At 28.1% G+C, this 17,950-nt stretch carries 19 protein-coding genes; 4 read left to right on the top strand and 15 right to left on the bottom strand.

All coding sequences use genetic code 11. From position 1 onward, the window contains the following. Positions 1-19 precede the first annotated feature (19 nt). Positions 20-1,327, bottom strand: a complete 1,308-nt coding sequence (locus A2J15_RS02140; RefSeq protein ID WP_066779672.1) for an ATP-dependent DNA helicase — start codon at positions 1,325-1,327, stop codon at positions 20-22. Positions 1,328-1,376: 49 nt separating this feature from the next. On the opposite strand from A2J15_RS02140, the gene A2J15_RS02135 reads away from it, so the two are divergent. Further along, the gene (locus A2J15_RS02135) at positions 1,377-2,735 is read left to right on the top strand and encodes an SH3 domain-containing C40 family peptidase (RefSeq protein ID WP_066779669.1); all 1,359 of its coding nucleotides are present in this window, start codon (positions 1,377-1,379) and stop codon (positions 2,733-2,735) included. Here A2J15_RS02135 and A2J15_RS02130 read toward each other — a convergent pair. The 13 genes from A2J15_RS02130 to rpmH form a co-directional block, all read right to left on the bottom strand. After that, entirely contained in the window at positions 2,725-3,597 is an 873-nt protein-coding gene (locus A2J15_RS02130) for an N-carbamoylputrescine amidohydrolase (protein WP_066779665.1), read from the bottom strand. The two genes, A2J15_RS02135 and A2J15_RS02130, sit on opposite strands and share 11 nt — an antisense overlap. Then, entirely contained in the window at positions 3,594-4,481 is an 888-nt protein-coding gene (locus A2J15_RS02125; RefSeq protein WP_066779663.1) for a cation diffusion facilitator family transporter, read from the bottom strand. The genes A2J15_RS02130 and A2J15_RS02125 overlap by 4 nt, the downstream gene beginning before the upstream one ends. Further along, entirely contained in the window at positions 4,478-5,455 is a 978-nt protein-coding gene (locus A2J15_RS02120) for an agmatine deiminase family protein (RefSeq protein WP_066779661.1), read from the bottom strand. The genes A2J15_RS02125 and A2J15_RS02120 overlap by 4 nt, the downstream gene beginning before the upstream one ends. 87 nt (positions 5,456-5,542) lie before the next feature. After that, the gene (locus tag A2J15_RS02115; protein ID WP_066779659.1) at positions 5,543-5,977 is read right to left on the bottom strand and encodes an META domain-containing protein; all 435 of its coding nucleotides are present in this window, start codon (positions 5,975-5,977) and stop codon (positions 5,543-5,545) included. A 109-nt stretch (positions 5,978-6,086) separates the two neighbouring features. After that, entirely contained in the window at positions 6,087-7,619 is a 1,533-nt protein-coding gene (purH, locus tag A2J15_RS02110; protein ID WP_066779657.1) for a bifunctional phosphoribosylaminoimidazolecarboxamide formyltransferase/IMP cyclohydrolase, read from the bottom strand. A 2-nt stretch (positions 7,620-7,621) separates the two neighbouring features. After that, positions 7,622-8,392 (bottom strand): TerB family tellurite resistance protein, encoded by a 771-nt coding sequence (locus tag A2J15_RS02105; RefSeq protein ID WP_066779656.1) that lies wholly within the window; start codon positions 8,390-8,392, stop codon positions 7,622-7,624. Next, on the bottom strand, positions 8,389-10,575 hold the full coding sequence (gene purL / locus A2J15_RS02100; RefSeq protein ID WP_066779653.1) for a phosphoribosylformylglycinamidine synthase subunit PurL: 2,187 nt from the start codon (positions 10,573-10,575) through the stop codon (positions 8,389-8,391). The genes A2J15_RS02105 and purL overlap by 4 nt, the downstream gene beginning before the upstream one ends. An 11-nt stretch (positions 10,576-10,586) precedes the next feature. Continuing rightward, on the bottom strand, positions 10,587-11,915 hold the full coding sequence (gene mnmE / locus A2J15_RS02095; protein WP_066779650.1) for a tRNA uridine-5-carboxymethylaminomethyl(34) synthesis GTPase MnmE: 1,329 nt from the start codon (positions 11,913-11,915) through the stop codon (positions 10,587-10,589). After that, positions 11,908-12,723: a Jag N-terminal domain-containing protein gene (locus A2J15_RS02090; RefSeq protein WP_066779647.1), complete on the bottom strand. Its 816-nt coding sequence runs from the start codon at positions 12,721-12,723 to the stop codon at positions 11,908-11,910. The genes mnmE and A2J15_RS02090 overlap by 8 nt, the downstream gene beginning before the upstream one ends. Then, positions 12,720-14,300, bottom strand: a complete 1,581-nt coding sequence (gene yidC, locus A2J15_RS02085) for a membrane protein insertase YidC (protein ID WP_066779644.1) — start codon at positions 14,298-14,300, stop codon at positions 12,720-12,722. The genes A2J15_RS02090 and yidC overlap by 4 nt, the downstream gene beginning before the upstream one ends. Then, positions 14,297-14,638: a membrane protein insertion efficiency factor YidD gene (gene yidD / locus A2J15_RS02080; RefSeq protein ID WP_116980516.1), complete on the bottom strand. Its 342-nt coding sequence runs from the start codon at positions 14,636-14,638 to the stop codon at positions 14,297-14,299. Before yidD ends, yidC begins: the two co-directional genes overlap by 4 nt. Further along, complete coding sequence (gene rnpA, locus A2J15_RS02075) at positions 14,635-14,961, bottom strand: ribonuclease P protein component (RefSeq protein ID WP_066779636.1); 327 nt, start codon at positions 14,959-14,961, stop codon at positions 14,635-14,637. The genes yidD and rnpA overlap by 4 nt, the downstream gene beginning before the upstream one ends. After that, the gene (gene rpmH / locus A2J15_RS02070) at positions 14,958-15,092 is read right to left on the bottom strand and encodes a 50S ribosomal protein L34 (RefSeq protein WP_066779634.1); all 135 of its coding nucleotides are present in this window, start codon (positions 15,090-15,092) and stop codon (positions 14,958-14,960) included. Before rpmH ends, rnpA begins: the two co-directional genes overlap by 4 nt. A 136-nt stretch (positions 15,093-15,228) precedes the next feature. On the opposite strand from rpmH, the gene A2J15_RS02065 reads away from it, so the two are divergent. From A2J15_RS02065 to A2J15_RS02060, 3 genes are read left to right on the top strand one after another with little or no spacing between them, the layout of a single operon-like run. Further along, positions 15,229-15,708 (top strand): GNAT family N-acetyltransferase, encoded by a 480-nt coding sequence (locus A2J15_RS02065; protein ID WP_066779631.1) that lies wholly within the window; start codon positions 15,229-15,231, stop codon positions 15,706-15,708. After that, positions 15,702-16,310, top strand: coding sequence for a uracil-DNA glycosylase family protein (locus A2J15_RS07575; RefSeq protein WP_066779627.1), 609 nt, complete (start codon positions 15,702-15,704; stop codon positions 16,308-16,310). Before A2J15_RS02065 ends, A2J15_RS07575 begins: the two co-directional genes overlap by 7 nt. Continuing rightward, positions 16,307-17,497 (top strand): hypothetical protein, encoded by a 1,191-nt coding sequence (locus tag A2J15_RS02060; protein ID WP_066779624.1) that lies wholly within the window; start codon positions 16,307-16,309, stop codon positions 17,495-17,497. Before A2J15_RS07575 ends, A2J15_RS02060 begins: the two co-directional genes overlap by 4 nt. Here A2J15_RS02060 and A2J15_RS02055 read toward each other — a convergent pair. Continuing rightward, on the bottom strand, positions 17,489-17,863 hold the full coding sequence (locus tag A2J15_RS02055; RefSeq protein ID WP_066779622.1) for a YbgC/FadM family acyl-CoA thioesterase: 375 nt from the start codon (positions 17,861-17,863) through the stop codon (positions 17,489-17,491). The two genes, A2J15_RS02060 and A2J15_RS02055, sit on opposite strands and share 9 nt — an antisense overlap. Between the last annotated feature and the right edge of the window lie 87 nt (positions 17,864-17,950).

Below are 17,950 nucleotides of genomic sequence, written 5' to 3'. Positions count from 1 at the left end.
TAAAAATATATTTAAAGTTCTATAAATCATGCTTTTCATAAAAGTCAATTACATTAGAATCTATTTTTAAAATATTAGCAAAATAAAGTCTAAAATCAATCTTTTTTGTAAAATAAATTTTAAGAGTGTTGGGATTTGTGGCTCTAGAAAGGGCTACGTAAAGTTGACCTTTTTCAAAAATATGATTGATATTGCAAACTAATTTTTCTATACTCATGCCTTGTGATTTGTGTATAGTAATAGCATAAGCAAGTTTTATAGGAAATTGAGTAATACTAGCAAGAGTATTGATTATAAAATCTTTTCCTACTTGTTCTAGTTCTTGCATAAAAAAGGTATAAGGTTCAAGTAAAATTTGCATACCATCATTTTTTATGATACTAATATAAACTTTTTCCTCTTCATAAATGATATTTTCAATTTTTCCTTGTTCGCCATTGTAATAATTTTTATCCCAGTTATTCACGCAAAAAATGATACGTGATCCGATTTTAAGATTGAGTTCTTCTAAAATGTTTAAACTTTTAATCCAAGAAAAGAGTTCTTCATCTTTGAGTTGAGGATTTTCTTTATTGATTTGGGCTTTAAAACATACAAGAGGGGTATGAAGAGCGTCTAATCTTTTTTTATTGATATCATTTACTTGTTTATTAATACCACAAAGTAAAGTATAATCATCTCCTAAATTTTCTATTATATTAGTTTGTAAAGATTGAAAAAAATCTAAAATATTTTCATCTAAAAAACCTTTTCTAATCAAAGACAAATTATTATAAAATTCAAGATTATGAGTTCTTTTAGATTGAGTAAGCTTGATATTTTTAAAATTTAATTCCTTCCAAAAAAAAGATGCAAAAGCATAATAAGAATTATTAAAAAGGTTTTGCTTTTTTTCTTTAAGCACAGGGGGTAATTGAAAAAAATCTCCAACTACTAAAATTTTTCCATTAAAGTGAGAATTTTTAAGCCTTAATCCTATCATTTCAAAAACATCAGCACTAACCATAGAAATTTCATCTATAATAATAAGTTCTAATGTTTTTAATATATTTTGAAGCTTTATTAATCTTTCTTTTTGTTTTTGACTACGATCTAGCACACTTAATGCTAAGGCATTATCACAATGACCCAAACAAAAAAAACTGTGTAAAGTTATACCACCTATATTAAAGGCTGAAAGAGCGCTAGATCCTAAAGGTATGAATGATTTTTTTTGTTTTTTGTAAGATTGTATAAGTTTATTTATTAAAAAACTTTTACCAACACCAGCCCCACCACTTAAAAAAACATTATCGTGTGTTAAAATTTTTTCTAGTTTATCAAGCATTATATTTCCTTAGATTTAATTATAACTATTATTTTCTAAAAGGTTAATTATGAAAATTTCTTTATATTTGAGTTTCTTGGCATTGTTTTTAGGTGCTTGTGCGAGTAAAAATTTAAACTTATATGAAAATGAAAAAGTTACAAAAGAAGACTCTCACTATGCTAAATTAGAATTTGAACAAAATGTTAGTATTTTGCCTAAGCTTACACAAAATATTAATTTTAATGCAAAAGCATATGAAAAACATTTTTTTAGCCCTTGGCATGATTCTTTTAAAAACTATAAAAAAGAGGATCTTTTTTGGTCTTTTTCTTCATATTTAAATTCAAAAGATACTTATTATTTTTTCAATAAACAACTCATCCCTCAATCTTGGTTTGAAAGTGCTATAGATAATGCAAATATCAAAGATTTAGGAAAATTAAACCAAAAGGCCTTGCTTGTTCAAAATACCATTTCTAAAAATTTTCCAACGCAAAGAGCCATTTTAAAAAATCCTTTTTTTGAAAATGAAGGCATTCCTTTTGACTATGCTAGCGACACTGCATTAAATGCTGGTACTCCTGTTTTAATCTCACATTTTAGCAAAGATAAACGCTATGCTTTTATACTCAGTGAGGCAGGAGCAGGTTTTGTAGAAAGCAAAGATTTAGAATTTTTTTCAGATTCTAGGGCAAAAATTTATGAAAATCTTAATTTTATCACTCCATTAAAAGAAAAATTAGCTATTTTAAGCGATGATAATCAATTCTTCTTTGAAACAAGAATTGGTGCGATTTATCCTTACTATAAGGAAGATAAAAATTATTATTATGGAAAAATAGGATCTAAAAAATACAAAATATCCAAACAAGATGCGGCTTTGTTTCCTTTAAATTTTAATGATGAAAACTTAAAAAAACAAATTGCACAAATTCTTGGATTGCCTTATGGTTGGGGTGGTTATAATCTTGAAAGAGATTGTTCTTTGCTTACTCGTGATGTTTTTTCTGCTTTTGGACTTTATTTACCACGCAATTCTAAAGCACAAAAAAACGCTTTTACGCATTTTAATATAAGCAATTTAGACAATACTCAAAAAAAAGCCTTTCTTGATCGTTTTGGAAAAGCATATTTAAGTTTACTTTATTTACCAGGGCATATTATGCTTTATGCTGGAAATATTGGAGAAAATAATATAGTTGTTCATGATATATGGGGTTTAAGAAAAGGTGATACGCAAAGACTTCTTATAAGTTCAAGCGCTATTACAAGTTTAGAAATAGGAAAAGAAGATATAGCAAAAGAAAATTTACTTTTATCAAAAATTCAAGAAATAAGTTTTGTATTATTAAAACAAGAAGAAAAACAAGAAATCAAAGATTATCTTGATAAGATTACAAGTACACAAGATAGATTTAATCAATAAATCTTCTTGTTAAATCTTGAAAATATTCTATGCGTCTATCGCGTAAAAAAGGCCACCATTGACGCACATTTTCACTTCTTTTTTGGTCTATATCTACAATTTTTACGCATTCATTTTCACTATCTAAAAGACAAAGTTCTTCACCTTGGGGTCCAAAAACAAAAGAATTTCCCCAAAATCTTATACCTTCTTCTACTCCACTTATATCTTTTTCAAAACCTATTCTATTTACTGCAACAACATACAAACCATTGGCTATAGCATGTCCTTTTTGCACATTAAGCCATGCGTTTAATTGTCTTTGTTTTTCTTCTTTTGGATCTTTATCAAACCAACCTATAGCAGTGGGATAAATAAGAATTTGTGCTCCTTTTAATGCCATGATTCTAGCTGCTTCAGGATACCATTGATCCCAACAAATGAGTACGCCGAGTTTACCTAAGCTTGTATTTATAGGTTCAAAACCCAAATCTCCTGGAGTAAAATAAAATTTTTCATAAAAACAAGGATCATCAGGTATATGCATTTTACGGTATTTTCCTACTATAGAACCATCCTTGTCAAAAACCACTGCGGTATTGTGATAAAGACCTGGACTTCTTTTTTCAAAAAGAGAACTTAATAAAACTATATTGTATTGTTTTGCTACATTAGACCAAAATTGTACGTCTTTTTCATAATCATTTGCATAATTAAAAAATTCTACATTTTCACTTTGACAAAAATATTCACTTTGATGAAGTTCACCCAAACAAACGAGTTGAGCACCCTTTTTAGCAGCTTGTTTTATGAATTGACAAGTTTGCTCTATGGTTTTTTCTTTGGTAGAATGAAATTTTTGTTGTATTAAAGCAATTTTCATTGTCTTTGCCTTTCTTCTTCTGCATCATCATAAGGATCTAGATGAATTTGTATTTCCCATTTTTCATTATCAAACATTTTGCGTATGCTATTTTCTATATCATCTGAAATTTTATGGGCATTTAAGAGTGAGATTATAGGACAAAAAACCAAATGCATGCTTAAATAATTGCAATTTGGTGTTTTACGAGTTTTTAATTCGTGATAAGAAATAATTTCAGGATGATTTGAAATTAAAGCACAAATTTGGTCAACTTGTTTTTTAGGCAAAGCCTCGTCCATTAAAAAGGCTAATGCTTTTTTAACGATTTTAAAAGCTGAAAAAACCGTATAAAGGCTAATAATTATACCAAAAATAGCATCAATAATATGCAAATTAGTAAAATAAATCAATATTAAAGAACCTAAAGTACAAGCATTGCTTAAACAATCTGTTTTATAATGCAAGGCATCACTTTCTATAATCAAACTTTTAGTTTTTTTAGCAACATGATTTAAAAAAAGTACAAGTAAGGCAGTGATAATTAAGACAAAAATCATAACATAAATACTTGAATTTAAATCTGTAATTTCTTCTTTATAGTAAATTTTTACTATACTTTCGTAAAAAATAAAAATACCTGCTCCTACAATAAAAACACCTTCTAATAAACCCGCTAAAACTTCGATTTTAGAAAAACCAAAATTATAATTTTCATTAGCCTCTTGAGAACTTTTTTTAAGAGCTAAAAAATTAAAAGCAGAAATGGCAAAATCCATTAAAGAATCAATAGCGCTTGAAAGTACAGCAACAGAACCACTTGTTAAGCCTACTATTAGTTTCATTAAGGCTAGAATCAAAGCACATAAACTAGCTATAAGTGTTGCTTTTTTTTGCAAAATCATCTTAAACCCTTAAAACGGTTTTGACAAGAACAATGCAAAGAACCATTTTGACGCAAAAATACCCTAGCATCTAGTCCTATGATTTGATGATTTGGTAAGGCTTTAGCTAATCTTTTAGCAACAACTTGATCATTTGGATCCTTATAAAAAGGTACGATTAAGGCTTTATTGATAAAAACAAAATTAGCATAAGTAGCCCCGAGTCGTCTTTTTTCATAATACAAGGGTTTAGGCAAAGGAAGTTCTAATAAATTATAAGAGGTTTTTTCTAATTCTTTTTTCATATTTTGTAAGGGCAAATAATGCTCATCTTGAGTGTCTTCACAAATACAATAAGCTATGGTATTTTTATCAATAAATCTTGCTAAAGTATCAATATGATGATCAGTATCATCACCTTTGATAAAACCATGCTCTAACCAAATGATTTGTTTTAAACCAAAAATTTCTTTTAATTTTTGCTCAATTTGACTTTTATTTAAATGAGAATTTCTGTTTTGATTTAAAAGACAATGCGAACTTGTAAGCATAACATCTTCACCATTAAAATCTATGCTTCCGCCTTCTAAAATCAAATCAATTTTTTTAAGTTTTTCTTGAAATTTTTCTTTAAAAAGTTTAGAATTAAGCGCATTATCAAGTTCACTTTCAAATTTATTGCCCCAGGCATTAAAAGTAAAATCAAGGGCTTGTAAACGACCATTTTCTAAAATATCTATGGGACCAAAATCGCGTATCCAAGTATCATTGGTATCGCATTTAAAGTATTCAAGATTTTCTATATCTTTAAAAATTGCAAAATCACTTTCATTAGGAGCTATAAGCAAGACTTTTTGAAAAGCACTGACTATTTTTACAAATTCTTTATAGGCATGTAAGATTTCATCTAAATAAGGATGCCAATCTGTTTTTGCATGAGGTAAAGCGAGTATGAGGTATTCTTGTTGGCTCCATTCAGGGATAGATTTTATCATTAATATACCTTTTTTGATTATTAAAAACTTATTGTCATATTTTTTAAATTCTTAATCAAATAAAAAATTATATTTTAAAAATAAGTCTTATTTAAGAAAAATTTTGATTGAATCATTGCTTAAAACAATGTTTCCATCTTCATTAAAAATTTTAAAAGTTCCTTTAAAATTTGAAAGGAAAGAATTTTCAAAATCCATTACATCTAAAGGATGGCATAACATTTGAGTTGAAGCTACACGCTCACCTTCAATTTGTAAAATATCATTAGCACTTTGATAAGAACCAAAAAAACGGTTACATCCTGCATAACCATAGAATTTATTGTTTTCAAAGCTGATATTAGGGCTTTCTTCTGCATTTTTTGGATCATAAGTTTTGCCATTAAGTATGATTTTTTCTATTTTAAAAAGCCGATTTTGGGTAAGTTCAATGTTTGATTTAGAATTTGAGCTTAAAATAGAAGTACTAGAACATCCTGCAAAAAAAACCAAACCTAAAGCAATTTGAAACACTCTTTTCATGCAATCTTCCTTTAAAATAAAATGTTTTTAAGATTATGACACAATAATTTTAACTTATTTACAACTAAAACTCAAATTTGCAATTTATCGTATGAAAAATTGATATTGTTTAATGTAAAAAATGTCTTATACCTGTAAAATAAAGTGCCATACCATATTCATCAGCAGCTTTAATAACTTCATCATCTCTTATACTACCTCCAGGTTGTATGATAGCTCTTACTCCTACCTTGCTTGCTTGATCTATACTATCTCTAAATGGAAAAAAAGCTTCACTTGCTAAAACACAAGCTTGCAAATCAAGTCCCATATCTTTAGCTTTAGCAAGAGCTGCTTTAGCTGCATCAATTCTACTTGTCATGCCCATACCTATAGCAAGCATGGCACCATTTTTAACATAAACTACATTGTTTGATTTTGTAAATGCAGCAATTTTCATAGCAATTTCTAGATCTTTTAGTTCTTCTTTACTTGCTTTTCTTTGGGACATTAATTTGACATTTTTAAATTCATTTTGACTGATTGTATCGCTATTTTGATACACAAAACCCCCGTTTATGTGTTTAAAATCATACTTGTCAAAATGATTGATTAAATAAGGGCTTTCTTGAGTGATAATTTTAATACGTTTTTTAGATTCAAACACTGCTAAAGCTTTTTCATCAACACTAGCCGCTAAAATGACTTCTATATAATTTTCATTAATTTTTTGTGCTAAAGCTTCATCAAGCGTACCATTAATAGCCATCACTCCACCATAAGCACTTATACTATCGCATTTTAAAGCATGAATATAACTTTGCATTAAATTTTCTTTAATAGCAAAACCGCAAGGATTTGCATGTTTTACTATAGTAACCACTGGTTCTTTTCCAAAACTGCTTGCTAGAGTTAAAGCTGCGTTAATGTCTGTAAGATTATTAAAACTGAGTTCACCTTTAAGGGTTTTAAAATGGGTGCTAAAAAAAGTGTCAAATTCATATAAAGCACCTTTTTGATGAGGATTTTCACCGTATTTAGTATCTAAAACTTTCTTACCTACTATAAATTGAGTTTGACCAAAGCCTAAATGAAAGCGTTCATTCATATAATTTGCTATATAAGCATCATAATTAGCGCTATGCTCATAAGCTTTTATCATTAAATTTAAACGGAATTTTTCATCATTTTCATGATTTTTTAAAGCATTGATCACTGTTTTATAATCTAGAGGATTACAAAGCACTATAACATCTTTATAATTTTTAGCTGCACTTCTTAACATAGCAGGACCACCTATGTCAATATTTTCAATAATTTCATCAAAATCATCACTCATTTGGGTAGTTTTTTTAAAAGGATATAAATTCACACAAACTAAATCAATAGCTAAAATTCCATTTTCTTTAGCTTGTTTAAGATGAGCTTGATTGTTTCTTTGATATAAAATTCCACCATGAATTTTAGGATGTAAGGTTTTAACACGTCCTTGAAAAAGTTCTGGACTTTGAGTAAAATCACTCACCTCAATAAGATCTATCCCATTTTCTTTTAAAAGCTTAAAAGTTCCCCCTGTAGAAAGAATTTCAAAATTTAAATTTTGAAGTTCTTTAGCAAATTCTACTATACCTTCTTTATCGCTCACACTTAATAATGCTCTCATTCTTACCTTTCTAAATGTTTTTTAATTTTCTCATAGGCTTCATTGATTTTTTGAAATTTTTCTACACCTTTTTTAAGTTCTTCTTCGCTTACATTATTAGCATTTAAAATATCAGGATGATATTTTTTAGCTAATAATCTGTATTGTTTTTTAACAAGATTTAAATCAGCATGATTAGAAAGTTCTAAAATCTTATAAGCTTCATCTAAACTGAGTTCTTTATTTGTATTTTTTAAACTGGATAGACTAGAAATTAAAGCATCAAGATCATGTTTTGCTATATCAAAAGCTCTTGCAATATGTTCTAAAATTTCACGCTTTTTAGCACTAAAACTTCCATCAATTAAAGCCATAAATACTAAAACACGTAATACATTAAAACGCTCATTTTTCGGCAAAGGAACTTCTTTTAAAAAATCTTTTGCTACATAAAAAGTATCATTTAAATTTTCTTTATGCTCGTTAAAACTTGCTTTTAAAAAAGCCCTTTCTTGCTCATCTTTAGCATTTGCATCTAAAAGGTCTTTTATCATATTAGCTTCATCTTGACTTACCCTGCCATCACTTTTTGCAATTTTTGCCAAAAGCGCAATAACATAATAATTCATACGCCTTTTTAAAGCATCCATTCTTTCTTCTAAAACACCTCTTTTAAAAGCTTTTGTAAAACCTTTAACACCACGTACACTTGAATTTAAAAAGTCTTGCTTTCCCCAGGTTTTGTAATACCAATAAAAAGCTAAAATGGACAGTATAATTAAAAGTAAAATCATTGAATTTGCTCTTTAAAAGTATCAAAATAAAACTTATCAAGTTCATCTTTACTTAAAATGATACTATCAAGTTTAAATTCTTTTTTAAGTGTAGTTATACCTAGCTTATAAGCTTTAATACCAAATTCCTTGCTTAAATTTAAAAAAGCTTCTTCATTTTCTTTGCGCAATGCTATTATAGCACGGCTTGGACTTTCATCAAAAATCATTTTTTCATCCACAAAAGCACTTTTTAAATCTAGACCCAAATGAGAAATAGCACACATTTTTGCTAAAGTTATAGCAATACCTCCTATACCTACGCTATTGGCACATTCAAGCAAGGCGTTTTGATTTGCTTGATAAAGTAAATGCCAAAGATCAAGTTCAGCTTTATAATCTAAATCTTTAAGCATACCTGCAAGTTTTTTATCTTGCACTTTCATAGCTAAAGACCCGCTAAATTGTGCAAAACTTTCTCCTAAAAGATAAACACATAAATCTTCTTTATCAAAACTTGCTTTTAAGGTTTTATTAGCATCTTCTAAAAGACCCACACATACTATAGTAGGACTTGGATGAATACTTACTCCTTGAGTTTCATTATAAAGAGAAACATTACCACTTACTACAGGAGTATTTAAATGCTTGCAAGCTTCTTTAATACCTTCACAAGCTTGAACAAATTGCCACATGACTTCGGGATTTTGAGGATTACCATAATTTAAACAATCACTTATAGCCAAAGGCTTAGCACCACTACAAGCTACTTTTCTACCTGCACTTGCTATAGCTAGGGCTGCACCTATTTTAGGATTTATGTAATTTAAACGCGAATTACATTCTATAGCCATAGCCACACTAGCCCCATTTTCTTTAATACGCACAACACTAGCACCCAAAGCTCCATCTGCTTTTATAGTATTAGTTTGTACACTAGAATCAAATTGTTCATAAATAAAAGCTTTATTATTTACATTTTCATTTTTTAACATTTGAATGAAAAGTTCTTGTGGACTTAATTTTAACTCAAATTTTTCATCTTTAATTTCATCTAAATACTTTGGTTGGCTTAAAGGACGATTTAAAATAGGTGCTTTCTTACTTAAAGGTTCAATAGGAATAAGTCCAACAAGTTCACCATGCCAAAACAATTCCATTTTTCCACTATCGCTTACTTCGCCTATTACTACTGCATCTAAGCCCCATTTTTTAAAAATTGCTATAACCTTATCTTCATAACCTTTTTTAGCGCAAATTAACATTCTTTCTTGAGATTCACTAAGCATAAGTTCATAAGGCGTCATACCACTTTCACGCATGGGAGTTTTATCTAAAAAAAGCTTCATACCACTAGCACTTTTTCCTGCCATTTCAAAAGAACTTGAAGTTAACCCAGCTGCACCCATATCTTGAATACCTATAATATAATCTGTTTTAAAAAGTTCCAAACAAGCTTCCATTAAAAGTTTTTCGCTAAAAGGATCGCCAATTTGCACAGTAGGTCTTAAGCTTTTGCTTTGTTCATTAAAGCTATCACTTGCCATAACAGCCCCGCCTAAACCATCACGACCTGTTTTTGAACCTACATAAATAACAGGATTTCCTACACCCTCAGCCTTAGCATAAAAAATATCTTCAATTTTACAAGTTCCCAAAGCAAAAGCATTCACTAAAATATTGCCATTAAAACACTCATCAAAAGCACATTCTCCGCCAATTGTTGGCACACCCATGCAATTTCCATAATGAGAAATACCGCTTATTACACCTTTGACAAGGTATTTTTGATATTTACCACAATCTTTATCATAAATATCTCCAAATTTTAAAGAATTAAGCCCTGCAATCACTCTTGCACCCATAGTAAAAACATCACGTAAAATACCTCCTACGCCAGTAGCTGCACCTGCAAAGGGTTCGATAAAACTAGGATGATTGTGGCTTTCTACTTTAAAAACTGCTGCCATACCCTTGCCTATATCAATAACCCCTGCATTTTCTCCTGGTCCTTGAATCACCCAAGGGGCTTTAGTTGGAAAAGCTGTAAGATATTTTTTACTAGATTTATAAGAACAATGCTCACTCCACATAGCAGCAATAACACCAAGCTCAAGTAAATTAGGTTCACGCCCTAAAATTTCTAAAATTTGCTCATATTCTTCATCACTTAATTTATGCGCTCTTATAATTTCTTTATCCATATTTTATCCTTTCATTTTCCTAAACAAAAATTACCAAACATTTCGTCTAAAATTTCACTTCTTTGAAAATCTTTAGTAAATCTTGCAAGCTCTTCTATGGCTAAATTTAATTCAAAAGCAAAAAGCTCTAAAGCATTTTCTTTTAAAAGATCTTTTGCCCTACAAATAGCCTCGCTTGAAATTTTACAAGCATTAAGAAAGGCTAAAGAACTCACCATAATACCCTCACTATCAAAGGAATTGAGATAATTTTGCAATTCTTTTTTTAATAAGGTAATATCTTGTTGAGCGCTTATTTTAATAAAAGCTTTTTTTTGCGTATTTTCAAAAACATTTTTTAAATCATTTTTATTTAAAATCCAAAAAATCTTTTTATCGCTTTTTTCAAGTAATTTTAAAATTACTTTATCTTCCTCATCTTCTTTTGCTGAAGCATCAAAAACTGCTAAGATAATATCTGCATCCTCTAAACTTTTCTTGCTTAATTTTACACCTATTTGCTCTATAGCATTCTCACTTTCTCTAATACCAGCTGTATCAATAATACGCAATAAATGAGTACCTAATTTAAAACTTTCTTCTATAGTATCACGCGTAGTTCCTGCAATATCTGAAACAATAGCTCTTTCATAAGCAAGTAAAGCATTTAAAAGCGAGGATTTTCCAACATTTGGCTTACCTATGATAGCGATTTTAAAGCCATCAATTAAACCTTTTTTACTTTGAGAAAGAGTATAAATTTCTTTAAGAATTTTAGAATTTTCTTCACACATTTGATCAATTTGACTCAGTAAATTGGCTGGTAAATCGTCCTCTGCATAATCAATACTTGTTTCTACAAAAGCTAAAGTTTTTACTAAATCTGTACGGATTTTTTCTAAAAGTTCTCCTAAAGTACCTTGCATATTGCGTGCTATAATTTTAGCTGCAAGGGCAGATTTTGAAAGTATAAGCTCTTGAATATTTAAGGCTTTTAAAGGAGTCATTTTTCCATTTAAACATGCTCTTTTACTAAATTCTCCTGCTAAGGCAAATCTTGCGCCTAAATTAACAAGTTCTTCAAGTAAAATTTCACTCACACTAAAACCCCCATGTGTTTGAAATTCTACTATATCCTCACCTGTAAAACTAAAAGGGGCTTTAAAATAAATCACAATAGCCTCATCTATAATTTCATCTTTTTGATTAAAAATTTTTACAAAAGTAGCTTTACGCGGGATAAGATCTTCTTTTTTGATCAATTTTAAAGCTAATTTTAAAGCTTTTGGTCCACTTAATCTTACAATAGAAATAGATCCTACACCATGTGCGGTGGCTATAGCTGCTATAGTATCATTCATCTTTTTTCAAAAAATCATTAATAATAACAAATCTTTGATCATTAATTTGCTTAATTCCTACATATTTATCTGGAAATTCGCTTCTTAATCGCTCTAGGGCAATTTTAATTAAAACTCCATCTAAGGGTTTAGTTTGACCGCGTCCGTTGATTTTGATTTTTTTAATTATACCTTGTAAATAAAACTGCATACCTTGAATTTGATTTTCTAAAAATTGTGCAATTTCAAGACGCACTAAAAAATTATATTTTAAATTGATCCAATTGTGTAAAAGATAAGAAAGTGCTTTATAACGGTGTGCTTCTTTTCCTATCATTAAAGCCGCATCTTCTCCATCTAAATGGATTAAAACACAATCAGCACTATACATTTTAAGTTCTTTAAGTTCGATTTTAAATTCAGAACTTTGTAAAAGTGCTACAAGGTGTGTACGAATTTCATCTAAAATCTCTTGAGTATCACGCAAATCTTCACTTTGACAATGAAAACTATCAAAAATTTTATCATTTTGCATAAAATATTTTTGAGTATTGGTGTTTTCATTTTTTATTTGAATATCATTGTTTTGATTTGATTGATTATATCTTGTTAAATGATCATTTTTAGAATAAACAAAATCATTTTTAGCAGTTTTTTTCGTTGTTCTTTTTTTTACATTAGCTTCTATAATAGCTTTTTTTCTACCCAAACCCAAAAAACCTTTTCTTGGGTGTTGAAGAATTTCATATTCTAAATCCATTACAGAACACTCTAAATTCATAGAAGCCTCAGTCAAAGCACTTTGAAGATCAACGGCTTGGATTCTCATTTTTTTACTCCATCTATTTTTTTATCATGCTCTTTAGCAAACATTTTATTAATTACCCATTGTTGTACCAAAGAACAAAGATTATTTATAAACCAATAAAGTGTAAGTCCTGCAGGAAAGGTTATAAAGAAAAAAGTAAAAATAACAGGTAAGAATTTCATAATTTTAGCCTGCATAGGATCTTGGATTGTCATAGGGGTGATGAGTTGTTGTAAAAACATTGTCGCTCCCATTAAAATTGGTAAAATAAAATAAGGATCCATTATAGATAAATCATGTATCCAAAATGCCCAAGGAGCTGCTTTTAACTCAATGGCATTGAGCAAAACACGATAAATTGCAAAAAATATAGGGATTTGTAAAAGTATAGGCAAACAACCACTCATAGGATTAGCCCCATGTTTTTTATAAAGATCCATCATTTGCATATTCATTTTTTGAGGATCACCCTTATAGCGATCTTTAATTTCTTTCATTTTTGGTGCAAGATCTTTAAGTTTATTCATAGAAATCATTGATTTATAAGTAAGAGGGAAGAGAATAATACGCACAATTAAAGTCATTATAACAATGGCCCAACCCCAATTTCCTATATATTGATGTAAAAAATTTAAAAACTCAAACATAGGTTTGGCAATAAAAGTAAACCAACCATATTCTACAACTGCTTGAAGACGTGGATCTATGCTTTTTAAGATTATATGTTCTTTAGATCCTATATAAGCACCTGCATTAAATTCATTTAAACTAGAAACAAAAATCAAAGGATTTTCTTTTTCATCTTTACTTATAATAACATTAAAAGGCTTATCGAAATTATAAAAGAAAGTAGCATAGTATCTATCAAAAGCTGAGGCAATAAAAGCATTTTTGATATTTTCATCTTTATCTACTTTTTCATCTTCAAAAGTATGGATACTTTCTTTATCATCCATAACCAAAGCACCATGAACAGTATAAGAATCAAGTGCGATATCAGGACGATAACCTGGAGTGATAAAATAATGCGTATCTTTGCTTAATTTTACTTTTATATCATAATTTCCTTTAGGATAAAAGGTAAGAATTTTCTCTACAAGTAAATTCGATAATTTTTGTTTTAAATGGATAGTATAGCTTGCATTTTCATCAATAAATATATCTTTTTCGTCACTTTGATAATGCGTATTAAATGCTTCTTGATTAATACTAGTATCGCTAAAACGTATTTCTAAAGGATAAAAAGGGGCTTGACTTGAAATGAGATTGATAAATTCACCTTTTTCATCTTGATATTTTTTGTCTTTAAGATAAAAATTGACAATACGACCCAAAGAATCAATTTGAGCTTGAAAATGTTGACTTTGAATATTTACTATAATGTTTTTTGTGGTCATATTTTTTGTAGTCATAGGACTTTGAATATCTTTTTGCACTGGGGCATTGATAGATTTAGAAGCATTTTGTGTTTGATTTTGTTCTGTTTGTATAGGAAGTTTTGGTATAAAAAAATAATCATACACAATAAAAAATAAAAACGAAATCACAACTGCTAAAAGTATGCGTTTTTGCTGAAAAATATTATTTGAATTATTCACTGATTTGTCCTTTTAAAGATAATTTTTATAAGGTAAAAATTGTTATGTTTATAAGGTATATATAAAAAACAAAGTTGCTTTTGTGCTAAAAATATGGGTTTAAAACACAAATTTTTAAAATCAAAATTTTTAGAGATCTTAGGATAATCAAATCCACCTTTAAAAAAAGGGTTGCATTTTAGAATTCTTAAAAAAGTAAAAATAAAAGCTAGAATAAAATTCTTTTTTTGAAACTGCCAAAATGCATATTCAGAGCAACTAGGGTAATATCTGCAAGTAGTAGGTTTTAAAGGACTGAGAAATTTTTGATAAAAACGGAGCAATTTTAGGCATATTATTTGAAACATTTTAGTTTTTTTAATCCCCATTTTAGATTTTTTTCTAACCTGGAAAAGGAAAGTTGAGTGATTTCATTTTTAGCAACAAAAATATATTTACCGCTTTGAAGATAATTTTCAAATCTAAAAAATAAAGATCTTAAAATTCGTTTTGAACGATTTCTAACCACTGCTTTTCCAACTTTTTTACTAGCAACAACTGCTATTTTTTTTTCACAACTACTCAGATAAAAAATGGCTATACCTTCACAATGCCATTTTTTACCTATTTTATATACAGATAAAAATTCTTCATTTGTGCTCAATTTATCAAAATTTTTCACACAGCAAGTCTTTTTCTGCCCTTAGCGCGTCTTGCATTGATGATTTTACGACCATTTTTAGTTTTCATACGCATACGAAAACCATGAGTACGTTTTCTTGGGGTGCCATGTGGCTGATAAGTTCTTTTCATATGATTTTTCCTTAAAAAAGTTATAAAATAGTCTTATATTTTATCTTAATCTTACTTATAAATTGCTTTTAATTAAGAGTAATTTTTAAATTCTTTTGATAAATTTTTATTAATTATTTTTTTAATAAGGTTAAAAATGTCAAAATTGAAAATCACTCATTTAAAACAAGAAGATTTAGATATTTTAGAAGCAATGATAATAGAATTTGCAAAATATGAAAATATGTTAAATGATCTTAAATGTACCAAAGAAAAACTACAACAAATTCTAAACAATGAACACATTTGTGCTTTTTTACTCAAAGAAGATGAAAAAACTATAGGCTATATGATTTATTTTTACACTTTTTCTTCTTTTTTAGGGAGTCGCGGAATATATCTTGAAGATATTTATATACGAGAAAATTTTCGTAAAAAAGGATATGGGCGTCAAGTCTTTAAATTTTTAGGAGAGCTTTGCAAAAAAGAAAAGCTAGCAAGACTTGATTGGGTTTGTTTAAATGAAAATATTTTAGGTATTAATTTTTATGAAAGCTTAAAAGCAGAACATCTTAAACAATGGAGAAATTATCGTCTTAGTGGAAAAAATTTAGCAAAACTGTGTGATTTATGTTAAGAAGTCTTTATTATCTAAAAGCTATGGGATTTGATTTTGTTAATACCTATACTAATTACCGCGGTCAAGTACACAATTTTGAAGAATTAAAAAAAAATATCCAAACTTGCACCCTATGCCACTTTTCTAAAACAAGGAAATTTAGCCTTATAGAACAAAAAATGAAAAAAGTTAAATTATTAATTGTTGATACTCATAGTCAAAAAAGCGAAAATGAAAGTGGAATATTGCTTGATTCAAAAAAAGGAGAAAAATTAAAATACTATATACATAAAAATTTAGGACTTAGCAATGAAGATTTTTATTTTTCTTATCTTTTTAAGTGCTTTTCTAATGGAAAATTTGATGATTTTTCGCTACAATCTTGTTTACCTTTTTTTTGGAATGAATTAAAACTGATTCAACCTTCTTTTTTACTTTGTTTAGGTGAATATGCCTTTAAAAGCTTAGGATTTAAAGATTTTGATATTTTAAGAGGTGAAATTTTTACATATAAGAATTTTTTTATTATGCCAAGTTATGAGTTAAATTTTATAGAAAAAAACCCAAGTTATGAAAAAATATTTATACAAGATTTAAATAAAATTAAAGGATTTTTATGAAAAAGATAATATTAATACTTTTGCTATCTTTTTGTTTTATTTTTGCAAAAGAACAAAAATTGCTAGACATAAAACCTGCGCAAAATTTTTATCCCAAATTAAACACTAAAGAATGTAATATTAATTGTTTATTTGACCTTTTAGAGTCAAGATTATATCTTAGTTTTTTAAGTGAATTTACAGAACAAAATAATCAATTTTTATCCAATATTTATATAAAATTGTTAAATTCCATCACAGATTTTGAAAAAAATATACAAAAAATCACTTCAGTTAAACTTGCTATTATCATTCCTGAAAAAACAATAAAAAGCTATTCTAATACTATAATTAATTCAAGCATTGCCTATCTTTTAAGACAAAAAGCAGAAATCAAGGTAAAAGTTTTTCTTATCGGTACAGAAAATAGCACTTTAATTCAATCAGCTCTTGAGCAAGCTCAAAATCAAGGATATAAATATGCTATAGCTGGATTTACTTTAAAAGGTGTTAATGAATTAAAGAATTATTCAGGAAATATGAAAATCTTTATACCGACAATACACAAAAACAATACTTCAATTTCTAATGAAAATATTATTTTTGGAAGTATAGATTATGACGCACAAATCGCAAGGCTTTTAAATCAAGCTAATGATAATATTGCAATATTTGGTGATGGTTCTACCTTATCAAACAACTTAAATGCAAGAGTACTTAGCCAAAGTACTCAAGCTAAAATTTATACTTTAGAAGGAGAAAAATTTGATTTTAACAAACTCTTAAAATCACAAGGGGGACTTAATAATACTTCTATATTTTTTAACACTCCTTTAATTAAAACAGCTTTAATTAGCTCACAATTAAGAATTTATGATATTTATCCTTATGTGCTTTTATCAACTCAAATCAACTATAATCCAACATTTTTAAGCCTTACTCAAGAAGGAGATAGAAATAATTTTATCCTTGCTAATTCAATCTATAATCATGATGATAATTTAAGCTATCTTAATGAAATTTTTAATCAAAATATCAATTATAATTGGATAGCTTATGCAAGTAGTATTGGAGTTGATTATTTTTATACTGAATTTTTAAACAAAAAAAGCGATAGCTTATTTGATGAAAAAATCAAAAATTCTCAAGTAGAATATAAAGTACGTCTTATGCGAGGAAAACAAGCAAGTTTTGAAGAATTAAAATAATTCTTCAAATACTTTTTTTAAACTTAAATCCATTTTGATTAATTTACCCTTGTTTATATAAGCAAGGGTTGAAACCATGGTAAAAAGCAAATCTTTATCTTTATAGATTTCTTGAAAAAATTCTACAGATACATGTTTAATTTTTAAAATTTTATTTTTTACTTCTATGATATCGCCTAATTTAGCTGATTTTATAAAATTACAATTTGCTTTAGTAAGTAAAAAATGCCCCTTAGTTGTATCAAAAATATCTATTTTTTTAACAAAGAAAAATTCACTTCTTGCTCTTTCACAAAATTTTAAATAATTACTATGATAAACCACACCACCTGCATCTGTATCTTCATAATAAATACGTATTTTCATGTTAAACTTCCTTAACTTAATTAAAAATAGTTATAATCTCATTTATTTTTAAATACTTTTATTTTTTAATATTTTAGCAAATTGACA

Source organism: Campylobacter hepaticus, from assembly GCF_001687475.2.
In the GTDB taxonomy this organism is placed as follows: domain Bacteria; phylum Campylobacterota; class Campylobacteria; order Campylobacterales; family Campylobacteraceae; genus Campylobacter_D; species Campylobacter_D hepaticus.
This window is presented reverse-complemented; position numbering and strand designations above follow the sequence as displayed.